Genomic DNA, 18,125 nt, shown 5'->3' with positions numbered 1-18,125 from the left:
GTTCTACCGGAACGCGCCTTGTTCCGAGGAGCCGGAGATCAAGGTGAGCAGAGTGACCGAAGCGCCGGAGCTGCATCGTAACGGCGATGCGCCGGCAGAACATGCAAGTCCCAGGGCGGCCTCCTTCGATGACGGCCAGCTCGAAGGGGCGGCGATTGCCATGGGCGGCGCCCTGCACGGTTCCGGTTCCCCCGTCCGCCGCAAGGCCAAGCTTGCAGCGGTTACCACACCGCAGGATTCTTCCTCCGACGGCGAGCTCCAGGCCGCGCTCGACCGTGAGGCGGCCGCGACGCGGCGCATCCGGGAACTGGAAGCCGAACTGGCCGAGCGTTCCCTGGCCGAGGACACCGTCACGCTCACCACCCGGCTGCAGCAGCTCGAACGGGACCTCGACGTCTACCGCGAAGCCAAGCGCAGCGCCGAACTGGCCGTGCTCGACACGCGCAGCGTCTGGAAGCATGCGGAACAGCGCATCGCCAAGCTGCGCGAGAGCCATACCTACCGGCTCGGCCAGGTGATGATGAACGGATTTTCGAGCTGGCGCGACGGCTTGCGCCTGCCGGCCCGCATCGCCGAATGGTATCGCGACTATCGTCATTCGCTTTCGCTGCCGGGCGATCTCGTGCCGGCCGGCGCAGCCCCCGAATATCTGCAACTGTCCGAAATCGCCCTCGCCAAGGCGCAGAAGGACGGCCTGGCGGCAGCCGAGCGCTGGATCCAGGACCAGCGTCCGCGCGGCAGCGTGCTGTCGCGCGTGCTGCTCGATCTTGCCAAGCAGGCCCGGGCCACCGATCCGGCCGCCGCCGTCGCCCTTGCCAAGGCCGCGGCCGAGGCCGATCCCAACGAGGGACGGGTCAAGCTCCTGGCCTTCACGCTGATGGACGCCGGCTCGATCGACGAGGCCAGCGCCATTCTCCAGGAAGCCCTGCGCGCCGGCGCAGCTCTCAATCCGACCGAAACGCGTCGCTATGAGGAACTGATGGCGCTGGAGCGGTTCAAGGGCCAGGGCGTCCGCCTGCCCAAGCCCGTATCGCGCAAGGCACGAAGCACGCGCCTCAACATCCTGCTCTACGTGCCGCAGTCCCTGCCCTATCACTGGTCCGCCATCAGCATGCGCACGCATGCCCTGGCCCAGGAGCTCACCGGCCTCGGCTGTTTGGTGCGGGTGGTCACACAGCCCGGCTATCCCGTGCGTAACGCCGGCGCTTCCCGCAAATCCGGACCGGACGTGGTGGACGGCATCGCCTATCACCGCCTGGCGCCCGTCGAAGCGGCACCGGCCATCATCGATCACTACGCCCGGGAAGCCGGCGTGGCGCTCGGACGGATCGCCCGGACGCTGGAAGCCGACGTCATCATGGTGTCCGGCGATCTGGAGGCCGCCTATCCGGCCGCGATCGCGACCCGTATGACCGGCGCCGATCTCGTCCTCGACTGCCAGCGAGTGGCATCGACGACAGATGCCACGCCCGTCAACGACCGCGAAGCGCTTTTTCGCCAGGCGGATGACGTCCTGATGACGGAGGCGAGCCTGATGCTCGCCCGCTGGCCCGGCGCCACCGAAACCCTCGCGGCCCGGGGGATACCTGCCGCAAAGCTCTTGATGCTGGGCGAGAATGCGCCGACCTTCAAGCAAGACGAGAAGACCCCGGCTTGGCGCAGCGACCCGGCTCTCAAGGACCGGCTGGTTCTCGGTTATATCGGCGATCCTTATGAGGACCTCGACCTGGAGGGCATCGGAGACGCCTTCGACAGGCTCGTCGCCGACGGGCTCGACGTCGCGCTGGCGATTTTCGGCGTGGGTTCGCGCTTCCTCAAACTGCATGAGCGCCTGAGCCATATGGGCCATGGCGAGCGCGTGCTCTTTCCCGGCCGTCCCAAGGTCGGCGCCATCGCCGAAGCCTACAAGGCGATCGACATTTTCGTCACTCCGACCCTCGCGGGTTCGTCCCGGACCGAACGGACCCGGTTCGAACTGGTCGATGCCCTCATGCATGGCAAGATCATCGTGGCATCCGACGGCCCGGTGGCGCGCGCCATTCTGGGCGAGGCAGCCGTCTGGATCGATGAAGGCGAGAATGGCCTTGCCCAAACGCTCGGCCGGCTCGCCGGCGACACCTCGCAGCGCAATGCGCTGCAGGAAAGGAGCGCGGGCCGGGCCGAGGAATGGCGCGGGCTGTCCTCAGCAGGCGCGCTGGTCGAACGGCTCCGCAAGGCCCGGGCGGTTTCCTCGTCATGATGGCTTTCCGCACTCAGTCTGCCGTGCAGCCGGTGGATGACGCCGGCGCGAGCGACGCCGCGCTGACGCCTCACGAGATCTCGGCGCGAGACATCGTCTCGGCTGCTGTGGCCGAAGGTCTGCGGGCAGGCAATGGCGCGCAGCGCGTGACCACGGCCGAGGTCAATCAGGCCCGCGACATTTCCGGTGCGATGCGCCGGCTGCCCGAGCTGCCCGAGGCCCTCGACAAGTTGCTTCCCTACGTGGTCAAGCATCCGCGCGAGGAGCGCTTCCAGGCTTTGGTCGCCCGGGCGCTCGAGCGCGTGCAGGATCCGCGCGCCCTCCTGGTCTGGCGGGGTATCGACGAGCGCTTTCCCACCTCGCGCGAAGCCTTCTTCCGAGTGCTGCGCTGGACCATCCGCATCGACGGCGTCGATGCGGGCAGGACACTTCACGCCGAGCGCTTCCCCGAAGAGCCGGAAGATCCCTCGCAATTGCTGATCTATGGCCGCGGCCTGATCGAATTGAAGGATTTCGACGGCGCCGAAGCCGCCTTCGGGCAGCTCGTCGAGATGGACAACACGCCCGAATCCGTGCTGGTCGCGCTCGGACGCCTCTATGTCTCCTTGGGACAGCCGATGCGGGCGCGCGAAATCATCGAATTCGCACGCGACAAGTTCGGCGAGACCAAGCACATCGCCCAGACCCAGGCGCGGATCGAGCAGGACCTGCGCAGCCTCAGCGAGCTCGTACCCGATCACGCCGACAGTGACGACCATCTGCCCAATCTGGTGATCGAACGCGTGTTCGAGATGGCCATCGCCCAGCGTGAGGCGACCACGGATTTCGAACCGCGCCGCTTCGTCGGGCCGGTCGTGCTGATCAATGGCAGCCTGGGATCGGGTGGTGCCGAACGCCAGTTCACCAACACGGCGCTCGGCCTGAACCGGGCCATCCATTCGGCCAATCCCATTGCGGGCGCCGACATCATGGGGCCCATCCATGTGGTCTGCAGCTCGCTGCATTCGCGTGCCGGCGCCGATTTCTTCGTGCCGCAATTCGTGGAAGCTGGCCTGCCGATCCATGAATATTCGCTGTTTGCCGAATATGGCGGACGCCCGCGCTATTCCCGCGTCAAGGACCTGATCGGCTTCCTCGATCACCTGCCGACGCAGATGCGGACGGGCGTGGTCAGGCTCACCGACGCGCTGAAATATATCAGCCCCGACATCGTGCATATCTGGCAGGACGGCTCGGTCCTCGCCACGGGGCTGGCCGCCCTGCTGGCGGGCGTGCCGCGCATCCTGCTCGGCGTGCGCACATTGCCGCCGGAAGACCGTTTCGAACGCAACAAGCCCGAATATGAAGCGGTCTATCGCTCGCTGCTCTCGGCCCGGGGCGTCGCCATCGTGGCGAACTCACAGGCCGCCGGCGAGCGCTACGAGGCCTGGCTCAAACTGCCGCGCGGCTCGGTGCGCATCATTCCCAACGGGCTCGATCCCCTGAGCACCGCAACCGACGAGAAGACCCTGGCCCTGACCCGCAAGCTCGAGAGCTTCGACGTCAAGGCCGGTTTCACCATCGGTTCGGTCATGCGCTTCGACGACAATAAGCGCCCGCTGCTTTGGCTGGAAACTGCGGCGAGCCTGGCTGCACGCGTGCCGGATGCCCGCTTCATCCTGGTGGGCGACGGCCCGCTGCTCGGCAAGGCGACTGCCTATGCCGAGGAATTGGGTATCGCCGATCGCGTGCTGTTCACCGGCCGCTCGCCCCGTGTCGGTCACTGGCTGTCGCATATGGACGTCTTCCTGCTGCTGTCCCGCCACGAGGGCCTGCCCAACGTGCTGATCGAAGCCCAGTTCAGCGGGGTCCCCGTCGTCACCACGCCAGCCGGCGGCGCCGCCGAGACGCTGATGCCTAAAGTGAGCGGCACCGTACTGCCCTCGATCGACAATCTGGAGCCGGACGCCATCGCCAGCGAAGTGCTGGCCTGGCGCCGCGACCATCAGGAGCGCGCCGAACTCGCCGCCAATGTGGCCCAATGGTCCCGCGAACGCTTCTCCATGCGCCGCATGCTGGAGCTGACCGTCGATGCCTATCTCGACCGCTAATCCGCGAGGCGACAGCGCATGAAGCGAATGATCGAACAGGACACCAAGGCCGCGGATTCCGGGCAGGCGATCGACCAGGTCCTCGCTCTGGCCGGTGACGGACGGACGCAGGACGCCCTCGCCCTGCTGACGCTGCCGGTGGCCGCCGTCCCGCGCAATCGCAACCAGGTTCGCCGCCTCGTCGTCGCGCCGGCCATGCGTGCCGGCGAACTCGACACGGCCCGGATCTTCCTGGAACGCCTGATCGAGGCCAACCCCTCTTCCAGCGACGACCTTCTTACCCTCGGCAGCGTGATGATGCGCTCCGGCCGGCGCGAAGCAGGCCAGGCGCATATCGACAGGGCCGGAGAACTCGACCCCGACAATCTCGCCATCGCGGCGGTAAGACTGCAGGCTCTGGTCCAGGGAACCGATTTCGACGCCGCCCGCGACTTCGCACGCCGCTATGCCGACCGCAGCCCCGACCATGCGCGGCTCGCCCAGCTGTGCCTGATCGCCCTCGCGCGAGCAGGCGATCTCGATACCAGCCTCGTCATCGTCGAGCAGTTGCAGGATCGGGCCGACCTGACGGCCGACCTCGCCCTCGAAGTCGCCCAGGTCCTGCAGCTGGCGGGGCGCCACGAGCAGGCGCTGGCCATCGGCCGCAAGGCCCTGGACCAGGGCGGGGAGTCGCCCCGGCTTCATCTGGTCGTCGCCAATGCGATGCTGTCGCTGGGCGGGGATGACGCCGAGATCCTCGAGCATCTGCGCCAGGCCCGTGACAAGGCCGCAAAGGACGTGCTGCTGCTGCGTACCCTCGGCGAGACCCTGCTCAGGCTGCGGCAGAACGAGGAGGCGGTCGACGTCCTCCGCCAGGCCAGCGAGCTCGCACCGGACCTGCGCAACCTCAAGATGCTGCTGGCGCGCGCCCTGCGGCTGGCCCGCCACTATGACGAAGCAGCCACACTGCTGCGCAAGCTGGCGCAGGAAGACCCCCATTCGCCGGCCTTGCAGCGCTACACCATCTCGACGCTGCTGCAGGCGGGCCTGAAGGATGAAGCCCAGGGGCATTATGCCGATCTGGTCGGCCGGAAACGCGCCTATCTCCAGGGTTCCTTCGCCGATGCACTGGCTCGTCTCGACGAGAACCTGGCCAATGCGCCCATCCCCAAGGGCAGGCTCGACTTCGCCTGGTCGCTCGCAAGCCGGCTTGCCGGCCGCGAGCCCATGGACCGCAAGGCCTGGGACGACCGGGCGCGCTGGGGCTGTCTGGCTGACCTCTTGCTGCTCGATTGGCTCGAATGCGCTCCCGAGCGGGCGGGCGAAGTGGCCGCCATGCTCGATGGCATCGATGCCGCCGTGGCAGGCATCCGCAAGGGCTTGGACAAGGGCAAGGGAGCCCTGCTGATCAGCCCGCATATGGGGCCGATGTATGCCGGGCCGCTGGCGCTGCACATGGCGGGCATTCCGATGAAATGGCTCGCTTCCGCCCCCAAGATCGCCTCCTTCCCGCATGTCGGTTCGCTGATCTCCACCAGCGAACACTCGGAGCTGGAAGTCACGCGCGAGGTGATGACCTCCCTGCGCCAGGGCAATGCCGTGGTCATCGCCATCGACGGCGCCATGAGCCCCGCTGCCCCGCGCGTCGGCTGGGAAGGACGGCAGGTGACCTATTCCCAGTTCGCTGGCGGGCTGTGCTACCGCCTTGGCGTTCCGAGCTTCATCACCATTCCCTATTGGCAGGACCGCCGCGTGAAGTTCCACGTCGAGGCCATGCCGGCCAAGCAGGAGGGCCAGGAATTCCCGGCCTTCGCCCAGGCCTATCAGGACGCGTTCTTCCACGAAGTCGAACGGCAGATCCTGCGCGGCCCCGAAAACCTCCGGCTCAGCGGCGGCATCTGGCGAGGTATTCGCTGATGGCTCCGCTTGCCGCATCCAACCGATCATCCCCAGCCGAGCCTCACAGGCTTTCCTGTGAGCGCGAGGAGAAGAGGATGACGAAACCTCCATCCGCGAAGGGTTCCCTTCCCCTATTTCGAAACCCGTCCGCCGACCACAGGAGGACGGCGACCTATGGACGATCCGTCGGCTTCGGCGATCGACCCACGCAACCGCCCTCAGGGCGTCGCAATGACAAACCGCAAGGAGTTATGTCTTGAGTCAGAAACGCAAGATCGCAGTCATCGGGCTGGGTTATGTCGGCCTGCCGGTCGCGGTAGCCTTTGCCAAGCATGGCTATGACACCATCGGCTTCGACATCGATCAGACCCGCGTCAAGGAATTGCAGACCGGCGAAGATCGGACGCGCGAAATCTCCAGCGAAGAGCTGAAGGCGACACCGCCGATCTTCTCCTGGAATCCGGCCGACCTCAACAAGGCCGATTTCTTCATCGTCACCGTGCCCACGCCTGTCGATAGCGCCAACCAGCCCGACCTCGGCGCCCTGCGCGCGGCCTCCCGCACCGTCGGCGGCGCCCTCAAGCGCGGCGACATCGTCGTCTACGAGTCCACCGTCTATCCCGGCGCGACCGAGGAAGAATGCGTGCCCGTGCTGGAAGCCGCCTCCGGCCTTACCTGCGGCGTGGACTTCACCGTCGGCTATTCTCCCGAACGCATCAATCCGGGCGACAAGGAGCACACCTTCACCAAGATCAAGAAGGTGGTGTCCGGCCAGGACGAGGAAACCCGCGCCATCGTCGCCGAGGTCTATGGTTCGGTCATCACCGCCGGCGTGCATGTCGCTCCCACCATCAAGGTGGCGGAAGCCGCCAAGGTGATCGAGAACGCCCAGCGCGACATCAACATCGCCTTCATGAACGAGCTGTCGCATATCTTCCAGCTCCTCGACGTCGATACCGGCGACGTACTCGAAGCGGCCTCGACCAAATGGAACTTCCTGCCCTTCAAGCCGGGTCTGGTCGGCGGCCATTGCATCGGCGTCGACCCCTACTACCTGACCTATCGTTCGGAGAAGGCGGGCTACCATCCCCAGGTCATCCTGTCGGGACGGCGCATCAACGACTCCGTCGGCGAGCGCATCGCCCGCGAATGCGTGCGTCTGCTCCTGCAGGAGGGCCGGAGGGTCCAGAACGTGCTGCAGCTCGGCCTGACCTTCAAGGAAGACGTTCCGGATCTGCGCAACTCCAAGGCGGCCGGCATCCTCAAGGAGCTCAACCGTTTCGGCATCCAGACCGCGGTGCACGATCCCTGGGCCTCCAACGAGGAGGCGCTGCACGAGTATGGCGTCGAGCTTTCCGAGCTGGACGAGGTCGAGCCGGCGGATGCCATCATCCTGGCCGTTCCCCACAAGGAATATGCCACCCAGGGCTGGCCGCTGATCAAGTCGCGGCTGCGCAACGGCACGGGCGTGGTCATGGACGTCAAGGGCGTACTCGATCGCGCCACAGCGCCGGAGGGTGTCACGGTCTGGCGGCTGTGACCTCGCGCCCTTGAACGCCCAACGAACCATAGGCGCTCCGGCGCCACGCCTGCCCCGCTTCCATGGGGCAGGCACGGGCTTTGGCTTCTCCCTGCGTCGTCCCGGCGCGGGGATGAGGCCCCGTGCCCATTGCACTGGCGGACAGCAGACAGACCCGTTATCCCCCAGCTGTCACCGGCCCTTGGCGAACAGAAGGATCATGGCCGATGGCATCCGCTGAAGTGCTCGAACAAGATTGGGACGGGTATCTGACCCTGCTGCGCCGCGCGCTGCGCGATCTGCCCGAAAACAATGTCAAGACGCGGCGGGCGGTCTACAATCATGCCGAAAAGACCCAGAAGCAGCTTTTTGACGACGATGAAGGCGAGACCGATGCCGAGGATCTCGACTATCATCATCGCCTGCTGAGGACGACGATCCGCATCCTCGAAAACGACATCCGCGCCGATGTCGACGTCTTCGCCGACAGCTATGCGCCGCCGGATCTGCGCGAAGCCGCCAACAAGCTGGCCGAAGCACGCGACCTCAGGCGCTCCCGCAAGCGCAATGCCGCCGCCAGGGAGGCCCGGCTGGTCGAGGGCGGAGTCCAGGAAGACTATCTCAGCCGTGCCAGCCGGCAGGACCTGGAGCTGATCGCCCACCTCAGCAACGGGCTGTTCCTTGCCGACCCGGCCCGCGGTAAGAACGGCCGCGGCACGCGTGTCGCCGGTGCGATCGGTGTGATCCGCGCCATCCTCATCGTCCAGTTCCAGCTCATCGCCTCCGAGAGCCGCTTCGGCATCCTCTGGATGCTGATTCAGCCGGCCGTGTTGCTGACGCTGATCTCGCTGGTCTACTTCATTCTACAGACGCAGTTCATCATGAACATGGACGTGCCGACCTTTGCCCTGGTCGGAAGCACGACATGGATCATGTGCCGCCAGGTGATCTTCCGGGTGAGCACGGCGATCGCGCACAACCGCATCTTCATAAATCTGCCGCCCGTGCGGCCGATCCATCAGGCGCTCGCCTATGCGATCCAATATCTGATCATTTACGCCGTCGTCTTCGTGATCCTGCTGACCTGCGGAAGGCTGGTCAACATGATCACCCTTCCCGCCAATGTGCCGACGGTGATCAGCTATGTCGTCGCGATGTGGTCATTTGGTTTTGCGATCGGTCTCATCTTCGGCAGCATCGCCGTACATTGGCCGTTCTTCCTGCGCCTGGCTTCGGTGCTCGAACGCGCCTTGCAGCTGTTCTCTTCAGTGTTCTTCGTGACCGAGCAGTTGCCCGAGGAATATCGCGGCTATGTGCTGTGGTCCCCGACCGCCCACGGCATGCAGCTTCTGCGCGCGGCCTATTTCCCGGGCTACGCCTCCTCGGACGCGAACCCGACCTATTTCTATTTGTGTCTGATCGCCGTGCTCGGCATCGGCCTCCTGGCCGAAAAGCACGCACGGCCTCGCATCCAACCCGTGTGAGGATCATGATCGCGCTCGAACATGTCGTGGATACGCCGATGCTGGGGGGAGCTCCCTATCCGGTGGCGCTCGACATCACCATGACGCTGCCGATCGGGCGCTATGCCGTGGTTTCACCGGATCCGATCGCGCGCAAGCCTGCCATCGACCTGCTTGCCGGCCTGCGCCCTCCAACCAGCGGCCATGTCATACCAGGCGGCAGTTGTTCCTGGCCGATCGGGCGCGCGGGCTTTGTCCGTGGTAAATTGAGCGGGAGACAAATTGTAGCCTTAATCTCCCGTTTGTATCATCTTGACTATAGATTCTGTATATACCTCGTCGAGTCGATGTTGACTCTGCCGGAATACCTCGACGAGTTCGTAGAGCATTGGCCGGCCACAGCGCGGCAGGAATTCGGGTATATTTTGCCACTCCTGCCGACATTTGACATCTACGTCGTCGACGGCACGTTCCCCTATCGGAAAGATCGCTTCACTTTGTTGTGGCGAGCCCTTTTCGAGCAGCGCATTGACGGTCGGATGCTTCTCCTGTCGACCGTCCGCAAATCCGAAGTCGATGAGTTCTGTGACACCGCCCTCATCCTCAATCAGGGTCTGATCGAAATAGAGAGCCAACTTGACGAAGTCCTCCGCAAATTCCCTCTCCGTCCCGACATCAACGACACTGGACGAGGTCAACCCGAGCCCCTTGTCGACGATCAATTCGCTTAGAGGCGAGATTGCTCCGGAACAGAGTGCGGCCTTTCTGCGCTACCAGCACAAGGTGCGGCGGCGGCGGCGGCGTTTTTCCTTGATCGGACTGATGCTCGCTTTGCTGCCGCTGGCGCTGACGGCGTTCTATGTCTTCGTTGTCGCCACGCCTCTCTATACCGCGGAATCGCGATTTGCGATCCGGGGCGGCGATGTCCAGCCGCCCGCGGGCGTCGGCGGCCTGCTCACCCCCGGCTCGTCCGGCATGGGTGTCACTGGCTTCGTCGATGGCTACGCGGTACGCGACTTCCTGCAGTCGCGCGAAGCAATGGATGGTCTCGCCAAGAAGATCGATCTGGCCAAGATGCTCACCGAGCATCCGGCCGACCTGCTGGTGCGCCTGCCCGACAATCCAACGCCGGACGACCTCTACCGGGCCTACAAGTCGCTGATCACCGTGCGCTACAACATGATCGAGCAGATCGTCGTCATGCAGGTCGAGGCGTTCACCCCCGAGGATTCCGTCAAGATCTCCAACGCCCTGATCGATCTTTCCGACACCTTCGCCAACAATATGAACCAGCGCGCCCTCAACGATGCCCTCAAGGTGGCTCAGGAGGAAGTATCGCGCAGCGAACAGCGCGCGGCCGCTGCCCGCCTCGAAGTGGCGAACTGGCGCAACCGGAATGCCAATGTCGATCCGACGGGCGATCTCACCGTGCTGACCAATTTGATCGGCCAGCTCGAGGCCCAGCTTGCCACGGCCCAGACCGACCTCGGCCAGCTCAAGGCGACGCAGGGCGACAACCCGCGGCGCAAGAGCGTGGAGACACGCATCGCCACTCTCCGCAAGGAGATCGACGATACCCGCCAGAGGCTGGGTGGCGGCAGCGAAACGGTGGCCAAGCAGCTTTCGAGCTATGAGAGCCTCAAGATCGCGCAGGATTTCGCCGACACCAATCTGGCCTCGGCCCGCCAGTCCCTGGACCAGGCGCGCGTGGCGATCCTGCGCCAGCAGCGCTACGTCTCGCCGATCGCCCAGCCCAAGGCCGATTACACGCCCACCTATCCCCAGAAGCTCACGGCTCTCGGCTCCGCCCTGCTGGTGGGCCTGGCACTGGTTTTTCTCACCTCGGTGGCCGGTGGCCTGATCCGAAACGCGATCTCGGGCCGTTGAGGGTTGGCGATGAAGCTTGGCGATGACATTTGCTTGGGCTGTTCGATTTTCCAACCCTCCCGCTATCCCATTCATGCAAGGAGTGACGCGCGATGAAGGTATTCGTTCTGGGGTCCTGCCGTCTGCACAGGCCGATGGAGGAGATCGCCGCCACCGGGCGCTGCAGCCATTATGACGGCGGCTCGCGCGCCTATCTGCACTCGGTCGGCGAGGCCGTGCAGCGTCTGCGCTGGATGCGGGGCGAATTGACGATCCCCGACGGCATGGCGCCTTACGTCTTCTCGACGGAGCGTGTGCCCAGGCTTTCCGCCAACGCGCAGAAGGAACAGGCCAAGGCCGATTTCCTGCTCGTCGAGATCGCTTCCGAAAAGGAACTGATCTGTGACGGCATCTATCTCCAGCTCAACTATCTCCACCGCCATTTGCTCAGCCCCTTGGGCGAAGGAGGCAAATTGTGGTGGAAGGAGATGCTGCAGAAACGCAGCATTTCGGCCGACACCGCCCAGAAGGTCATCGCCTCCGAGCAGTTCGCCGAAGCGGGTTTCGGTGACGCCGATGCGCGGATCCTGCGCAACGCCCGCTGCGAACTCGCCGACGAGAATGCCTTGCGCCAGGGCCTGATCGAGCTCAGGCAGCTGTGGGGCAAGCCGATGGCCGCCGTATCCCATGTCGGCCTCCCGCTTCAGGACGGGCGTGTGCTGCAAAGCCGCGAAGCCTTCATCGCCCGGGTGAAGAAGATCGGCGGCGAACTCGGCATTCCCGTCTTCGAACCGCGCAGCGTGATCGAGGCCGTCGGCCGCACGCGTGCCCTGGAACGCCAGGGCGCCGATCTCGACCATTACGACCCCGGCTTCGAACAAATGTATGGCTGGTATCTGCTCAACCGCGTGATCAAGCCGAATGTTTCCACCATTCCGGACCTGGCGGCCTGACGGCCTGACGGCCCGCCGCGTCGGGTTTTATCCACCTCGGAGCAAGGCGCGTCTTGGTGCAACCGCCGCTCTGCTCCCGCTCTTTGTTGTGACGCGTCTTTGCGGTTCTCGGCGATATCGCCAAATCGCAAAACGCTATGAAAGGACTGACCCTTTATGCGCTTTCTGATTACCGGCACGGCTGGCTTCATCGGCTTCCACCTTGCCCGCCGCCTGTTGGCCGACGGCCACTTCGTGGCAGGCGTGGACGGCATGACGCCGTATTACGACGTCACACTGAAACAGGCCCGGCACGCCATGCTCGGCAAGACCAATGCGTTCCGTGAACACATCCTGATGCTGGAGGACTTCGGCGCGCTCGAGCAGGTCGTCGCCGACGAGAAGCCCGATGTCATCATCCATCTGGCGGCCCAGGCGGGCGTGCGCTACAGCCTTGAAAATCCGCGCGCCTATGTCGACGCCAATCTGGTCGGCACCTTCAACGTGATGGAACTGGCCCGGGCCCATTCCGTCGGCCATTTCCTGTTCGCCTCGACGAGCTCGGTCTACGGCGCCAACAAGGACATGCCCTTCAACGAGCGCGAGCGCACCGACCATCCGCTCACGCTCTATGCGGCGACCAAGAAGGCCACTGAAGACATGGCGCATTCCTATGCGCATCTGTGGAAGATCCCGACCACCGCCTTCCGCTTCTTCACGGTCTACGGCCCCTGGGGCCGGCCCGACATGGCCCTGTTCAAATTCGTCAAGGCGACGCTGGCCGGCGAGCCGATCGACGTCTACGGCCATGGCAAGATGCAGCGCGATTTCACCTATGTCGACGACCTGGTCGAATCCATCGCGCGCCTCACCAAGGTGCCGCCCGTGGAAGGCCAGCCGGTCAGCGACATCGATTCCCTGTCGCCGGCCGGCCCCTATCGCGTCGTCAATATCGGCGGTGGCCAGCCGGTCGGCCTGCTCGACTATGTCGACGCGGTCGAGAAATGCCTCGGCATGCCCGTGAAGCGGAACTTCCTCGATATGCAGAAGGGCGATGTTCCCGCGACCTTTGCGGCGGCCGATCTCCTGGAGCAGCTCATCGACTACAAGCCCACGACGACGATCGACGTCGGTGTCAGGGCTTTCGTCGAATGGTACCGCTCCTATTACCGGGTCTGAACCGTTCAGTCCTCGATCGTACACCACCGGCCCGGCTCGCCGCGATTTCGCGACGGGCCGGATGCCAGATCCACCTCCCCCGACAGGGGCAAACGCCGAGTTGCCAAGATGACCCTAGCCTCTCCAGCGGAGTCGCATACGCGCGCAAGCGTGGCACTCTTCAAGCTTGAACGCTTCGCCGAAGCTGCCGAGGAAGCACGGACCGCCCTGGCGATCACGCCCGATGACAATATTGCCCTGCGCACCCTGGCGCGCAGCACGCTGAGCCTGGGCGACATCGAGGGCACCGTCGCCGCCCTCACCAATCTCCTGCCTTCCTCGGTCAACGAGGCCGTCGCCGGCATTCGCGCCCTGCTGCGCCATGGCGAGGTCCAGGCGGCGGCGCGAGTCGCGGCCGTGGCACCGGACAGGATCGAAGCCAGCGATTCCGAAGTGCTGGCGCGCATCGTCACCCTGCTCCGCCAGCAGGCACTGCGAAAGCAGAACCCGGCGCAGGAACGGTTGGCCGCTTTCGAAATGGCGCTCGCCCTCGCCCCCGACAACGCCGCCCTTCGCATTGACTTCCTGAGGCTGCTGGCATCGGCGGGCGAAGCCAGCGCCTTTGCCCACAACGCCAAACTGGTCACGGATGCAACCGCCCTCGCCGATGCCTCGGCCACCCTCGCCCGCGATGTCGGCAATCGCGCCAGGCAGGCCTTCCGCGACCAGCGCTGGCAGGAAGCCCATGACTGGCTGCAGGCCGGCGGCCGGCTGGGTCTCGAACAGGCGGCAGGCGATCTTGCCGAACGCATCAAGGCACGCCGGCTCGCCGAAGCCCGCAAGGTGCTGGTCGCCAAGGAGCCCGACAGCCAGGAGCATACCGCCGCCCTGCTGGCCGACTACCCGGAGGACGGCGCCGCCCGCAGCCTGCATGCGCGTGCCCTGATCGCCAACCGGCACTATGCGCAGGCCAAGACGCTGCTGCAGGCCGTCTCCGCCCAGGGCGCGGCCACGGCCGACGACTATGTGCAGCTTGCACGCGCCTGCCGGGCCAGCCAGGACATCGAGAGCGCCATCGGCGCCTGCTTCGACGCCCTCGCGCTGCGCCACGAGGATCCGACGGCGCTGGTGCTCCTGGGCCATCTCCTGCCGGGCCGGGAGTAAGCGGAACGAGGCCGGCAAAGAATGTCGGCCCGTTTGCGAAGCTGGGGCCGCCCTCACCCGTTTTCATCTCGCCCGGCGGTCGGGCGAGACGAGCCGTTCTCTGCTTCAGGCGTCACGCGGATACCCCCTTGGCCGCGCTCCTGCAGGGAGAGGATAGCGGTGAGGGGCAGCGCGGATGGAGCAGAAAGCATCGAAACCAATGGAAGAGCCATGATGCAAAGACATTCGAGTTTCGGCCTTGCCGTCATCGCTTCCCTCGCGGGTGCCACCGCAGCGCTGGCACAGCAAAGCGTGCCGCATCCGGAGACGGTGGACCGCATCCCGCGCGCCCAGATCTTCAACGGCCGCATGCAGTCGCCCGCCAACCTGCCGAATGTCGGCTTCGTCTGGGGCTCCAAGACACCCCTGCGTTCGAACAAGGTGATCGACAGCTACTATTATCCCAATCAACGCGATCTCAACCGTGCCCATACGGCGGAATGGTACAAGGCCAATCATCCCAGCTGGATCACCTATCAGTGCGACCAGCAGACGCCCTCCTTCGGCTACACCTATTCCTGGGGCGCCTATGCGCCGCTGGACACCAGCAATCCCGAGGTGCGCCAGTATATCCTGAAGACCTATATCGAGCCGGCCCTGGCCAAGGGCTATCATTCCATCGCCTTCGACAATGTCGCCCTGCCCAATACCGACAAACGCTGCGGCGTCTGGCGCGACGGCAAATGGGTGCAGCTTTTCAGCGGGCAGTCACGCGATCCGGCGCATACAGCCCAGAAGCTCGACTATATCGGCTGGCTCGCCAAGGAAATCCATCAGCGCGGCGGCCTGATCGCACTGAACGCCAAGATCGATCCCAAGCAGCCCGACGAGACCAAGGCCCTGATCAACCTTGCCGATATCTGGGTCGACGAAGGCGGCTTCAGCGACAGTTGCCGGCGCCGCATCACCGGCGATGCCTGGCGTCTCAAGCGCGAACTCATCCAGCAGCGCAACAACCGGGCCTATGTCTCGATCAACTACACTTGCACGAACGGCTCGGCCCCGCCCGACAACGCCGAAATGTCCTGGATCGTCGCCAGCTTCCTGGTGAACCGCAACAATCGCAGCTACCTCGCCGTGCTGCCGCAGAAGGACACCGGACGCTGGGTCGAATATCCCAATCTCGATCCGCCCGTCGGCCCCCCCACGGGCCCTTCCGAACTTCAGGGAACGACCGCCTGGCGCAACTATCAGCGCGGCTATGCCGCCGTGAATTTTTCGGACCGGGATTCGGCCACGATCCAGCCGCCCGCGGGCAGCTGGCGCGACCTGTCCGGCCAGGCGATCAACGGCCCGATCGAGCTCAAGCCGCGATCCGGCGTGGTTCTGCTCCGGGCGGAGGGCTGACAGGCGATACGCCGGCGCCGCCGGGCGATTTCCGAAGCCCACCATGAAAATAGCCGGCTCACAGCCGGCTATTTTTTTGGTGTTGCGCAGAAAAGACGCACACGGATTGTTGCCTTCCCGCAGCGAGGGCGTGCGCACCCTCGCTGCCGGGGCTCTTCAACCCTTGGCCTTGGCTTCCTTTTCCGCCTTCTTCTTGGCGCGATAGGCCTTGGCCCAGCCATCGATCCCGACCTGCCGGCCGCGGGCCACCGCCAGGGCATCGGCGGGCACATCCCTGGTGATCACCGACCCGGCGCCGATATTGGCGTTGTCGCCGATCGTCACCGGTGCCACCAGGGCGGAATTGGAACCGACGAACACGCCCGCGCCGATATCGGTGCGATGCTTGAGATAGCCGTCATAATTGCAGGTGATGGTGCCGGCGCCGATATTGGCCTCCGCCCCGACCCGGGCATCGCCGATATAGCTGAGATGACTGATCTTCGCGCCTTTCTCGACGCTCGCCGCCTTGACCTCGACGAAATTGCCGACCTTGACCGCCTCGGCAAGATCAGCGCCCGGGCGCAGCCGGGCGAAGGGACCGACCGAGGCGCCGCTGCCGACATGCGCGCCTTCCAGATGGGAGAAGGCATGGATCACGGCACCGCTCTCAATGGTCACGCCCGGGCCGAACCAGCAGTTGGGCTCGATCACCACGTCGTTGCCGATGCGCGTATCGTGGGACAGGAAGACGGTCTCGGGCGCGGTCATGGTCACGCCTTCGCGCATGGCGGTCGCGCGCAGCCGCGATTGCATGACGGCTTCCGCCGCGGCCAGTTGCAGGCGATCGTTCACGCCCTGCACCTCCTCCTCGGCAATCGGCCGGGCGACGGCCCGGAGCCCCTGCCGATGCGCGATCTCAGCCGCGTCGGTGAGATAATATTCGCCCTTGGCGTTGTCGTTGCCGATCGCTTCGAGCAAGGCGAGGCCGTGCTCGCCGCTGAGCGCCATCAGGCCGCCATTGCAGAAGCCGACGGCCTTCTGCTCGGGCGTGGCGTCCTTTTCTTCGACAATCGACGTGAGCGCATCGCCTTCGACGATCAGGCGGCCATAGCCGGTGGGGTCGGCCGCATGAAAACCCAGCACGGCGACGCTGGCGCCATCCGCCAGGGCCGCCTTCAGAGTCTCGATCGACTGGGGACGCACCAGCGGCGTGTCGGCATAGAGCACGATGATGTCCTTGCCGCCGGCCAGCGCCTCTTTCGCCGCCAGCACGGCATGACCGGTGCCCTTGCGCTCGACCTGGGTAAACACGGCGCAGCCGGGCAGTTCCTTCTGGGCGACCTTGGCGACATCCTCCCGGCCAGGGCCGACGACGACGGCCGCATCGGTGATACCGGCCTGCTTCACGCTCGCCAGGACATGGGCCAGCATGGAACGGCCGGCGATGGCATGCAGCACCTTCGGCAGTGACGATTTCATGCGGGTGCCTTCACCTGCGGCGAGGATGACGGCTAGGGTCGGTCGGGACATGTCATGATCCGTATACGTTGCGATAAGTTGCCTGCGCTCTGTGAAGCGTTCGGTATCAGTTGAACGAACGACAGCTTCAGTGTCACAGCGGCAGTGCTACGTCATTGATATGAACACTCCTGTCCTTTCATCATGACGTTTGTGTGATTCTTCGATCGAATCCCGGAACTTTATAAAGTTTCAGCCCTCGGCGATCAACGCAGGCCGCATACATCCCCGGGAGAGGACGAGACGATGCGAGTCTGCTCCGGCAGAGCGGCAGCAGGAAGCCTATCGGCGAGGATCTTGTCAGAAATGCAGGCGAAGGGATGCGGCGCGCACTTAATTCGCCGCCGGCACCGAACAGCTCAAATCGCCTTCCGTGCAGTTGAGATAGGTCTTGAAGGTCTTGATGCGATCCTTCGTCAGGCCGTCGCGGCACTGCCAACGGATAGAGGGTGCCACCGGTGACGCCGGCACTTGAGAAATTGCATTCGGCGTCGCGAAAGGCGACCCAGGCTCTTTGCGCCGCCACCAGCAATTTCGTCTTGTCCGCATCGTCGTTCAGGCGTTTCTGAATCTGCTTGTAGAGCGTGTTCAGCTCGCCATCGGACGCCTTCAATGATTTGCCGGCGCATTGATTGAGCGCAGCCTCATTTTCGGCATTGGTACAGTCCCCGGCCGCAAAGGCCGGCCCTGCCGCGAAGACGACCGCCAGTCCCATCACAGCGATTCGTATCAAGCCAGGCAGCCGCATGGTCATTCTCCTCGATCGGCATGGCGATCACGAAGGAGGGACAACCTCTCACAATTTTCAGCTGCGGGCATCGGACTAGTATGGCGCCCCCATCAGCCATCAACAGAAAGGGTCTTTTCGTCTCGTGTGTCCGCCGGATTCGAGGGCCGTTTGCGCCAATCGGCCGCGGCTGGCGCAAGGGC

At 64.8% G+C, this 18,125-nt stretch carries 13 protein-coding genes; 11 read left to right on the top strand and 2 right to left on the bottom strand.

What is annotated here, in order from left to right:
• Positions 1-43 precede the first annotated feature (43 nt).
• The 11 genes from J8I29_RS30410 (at position 44) to J8I29_RS11390 (ending at position 15,695) form a co-directional block, all read left to right on the top strand.
• Entirely contained in the window at positions 44-2,239 is a 2,196-nt protein-coding gene (locus J8I29_RS30410) for a glycosyltransferase (RefSeq protein WP_209431730.1), read from the top strand.
• The gene (locus J8I29_RS11435) at positions 2,236-4,329 is read left to right on the top strand and encodes a glycosyltransferase (protein ID WP_209431729.1); all 2,094 of its coding nucleotides are present in this window, start codon (positions 2,236-2,238) and stop codon (positions 4,327-4,329) included. Before J8I29_RS30410 ends, J8I29_RS11435 begins: the two co-directional genes overlap by 4 nt.
• Positions 4,330-4,347: 18 nt before the next feature.
• Entirely contained in the window at positions 4,348-6,225 is a 1,878-nt protein-coding gene (locus J8I29_RS11430) for a tetratricopeptide repeat protein (protein WP_209431728.1), read from the top strand.
• 238 nt (positions 6,226-6,463) lie between these two features.
• A complete protein-coding gene (locus J8I29_RS11425; protein ID WP_209431727.1) occupies positions 6,464-7,747 on the top strand; it encodes a nucleotide sugar dehydrogenase in 1,284 nt (427 codons plus the stop codon).
• Between the two features lie 206 nt (positions 7,748-7,953).
• Positions 7,954-9,210 carry an ABC transporter permease gene (locus J8I29_RS11420; protein WP_209431726.1) on the top strand — a complete coding sequence of 419 codons (1,257 nt, stop codon included), beginning with the start codon at positions 7,954-7,956 and terminating at the stop codon, positions 9,208-9,210.
• A gap of 5 nt (positions 9,211-9,215) precedes the next feature.
• Positions 9,216-9,920 carry a hypothetical protein gene (locus J8I29_RS11415; protein ID WP_209431725.1) on the top strand — a complete coding sequence of 235 codons (705 nt, stop codon included), beginning with the start codon at positions 9,216-9,218 and terminating at the stop codon, positions 9,918-9,920.
• Positions 9,898-11,076, top strand: a complete 1,179-nt coding sequence (locus J8I29_RS11410; protein ID WP_105862543.1) for a sugar ABC transporter — start codon at positions 9,898-9,900, stop codon at positions 11,074-11,076. The genes J8I29_RS11415 and J8I29_RS11410 overlap by 23 nt, the downstream gene beginning before the upstream one ends.
• A 92-nt stretch (positions 11,077-11,168) precedes the next feature.
• Complete coding sequence (locus J8I29_RS11405) at positions 11,169-12,008, top strand: hypothetical protein (RefSeq protein WP_209431724.1); 840 nt, start codon at positions 11,169-11,171, stop codon at positions 12,006-12,008.
• Between the two features lie 156 nt (positions 12,009-12,164).
• Complete coding sequence (locus tag J8I29_RS11400; protein WP_105862545.1) at positions 12,165-13,166, top strand: NAD-dependent epimerase/dehydratase family protein; 1,002 nt, start codon at positions 12,165-12,167, stop codon at positions 13,164-13,166.
• 150 nt (positions 13,167-13,316) lie between these two features.
• Positions 13,317-14,309 carry a hypothetical protein gene (locus J8I29_RS11395; protein WP_209431723.1) on the top strand — a complete coding sequence of 331 codons (993 nt, stop codon included), beginning with the start codon at positions 13,317-13,319 and terminating at the stop codon, positions 14,307-14,309.
• A 210-nt stretch (positions 14,310-14,519) separates the two neighbouring features.
• The gene (locus J8I29_RS11390) at positions 14,520-15,695 is read left to right on the top strand and encodes an endo alpha-1,4 polygalactosaminidase (protein WP_209431722.1); all 1,176 of its coding nucleotides are present in this window, start codon (positions 14,520-14,522) and stop codon (positions 15,693-15,695) included.
• A 156-nt stretch (positions 15,696-15,851) separates the two neighbouring features.
• Here J8I29_RS11390 and glmU read toward each other — a convergent pair whose 3' ends face one another.
• Positions 15,852-17,207, bottom strand: a complete 1,356-nt coding sequence (gene glmU / locus J8I29_RS11385) for a bifunctional UDP-N-acetylglucosamine diphosphorylase/glucosamine-1-phosphate N-acetyltransferase GlmU (protein ID WP_209431721.1) — start codon at positions 17,205-17,207, stop codon at positions 15,852-15,854.
• A 130-nt stretch (positions 17,208-17,337) separates the two neighbouring features.
• Entirely contained in the window at positions 17,338-17,943 is a 606-nt protein-coding gene (locus tag J8I29_RS30405; protein WP_348536003.1) for a lysozyme inhibitor LprI family protein, read from the bottom strand.
• Between the last annotated feature and the right edge of the window lie 182 nt (positions 17,944-18,125).

The organism is Labrys sp. LIt4 (assembly GCF_017813775.1).
GTDB lineage: Bacteria > Pseudomonadota > Alphaproteobacteria > Rhizobiales > Labraceae > Labrys > Labrys okinawensis_A.
Note: the sequence above shows the minus strand (reverse complement) of the source record. Positions and strands in the feature narration are given on the sequence as shown.

Excerpts from the sequence above, each read along its gene's own strand:
- J8I29_RS11435 (WP_209431729.1), top strand. The coding sequence starts at position 2,236 with ATGATGGCTTTCCGCACTCAGTCTGCCGTGCAGCCGGTGGATGACGCC.
- J8I29_RS11430 (WP_209431728.1), top strand. The coding sequence starts at position 4,348 with ATGAAGCGAATGATCGAACAGGACACCAAGGCCGCGGATTCCGGGCAG.
- J8I29_RS11420 (WP_209431726.1), top strand. The coding sequence starts at position 7,954 with ATGGCATCCGCTGAAGTGCTCGAACAAGATTGGGACGGGTATCTGACC.
- J8I29_RS11415 (WP_209431725.1), top strand. The coding sequence starts at position 9,216 with ATGATCGCGCTCGAACATGTCGTGGATACGCCGATGCTGGGGGGAGCT.
- J8I29_RS11405 (WP_209431724.1), top strand. The coding sequence starts at position 11,169 with ATGAAGGTATTCGTTCTGGGGTCCTGCCGTCTGCACAGGCCGATGGAG.
- J8I29_RS11400 (WP_105862545.1), top strand. The coding sequence starts at position 12,165 with ATGCGCTTTCTGATTACCGGCACGGCTGGCTTCATCGGCTTCCACCTT.
- J8I29_RS11390 (WP_209431722.1), top strand. The coding sequence starts at position 14,520 with ATGATGCAAAGACATTCGAGTTTCGGCCTTGCCGTCATCGCTTCCCTC.
- glmU (WP_209431721.1), bottom strand. The coding sequence starts at position 17,207 with ATGTCCCGACCGACCCTAGCCGTCATCCTCGCCGCAGGTGAAGGCACC.
- J8I29_RS30405 (WP_348536003.1), bottom strand. The coding sequence starts at position 17,943 with ATGCGGCTGCCTGGCTTGATACGAATCGCTGTGATGGGACTGGCGGTC.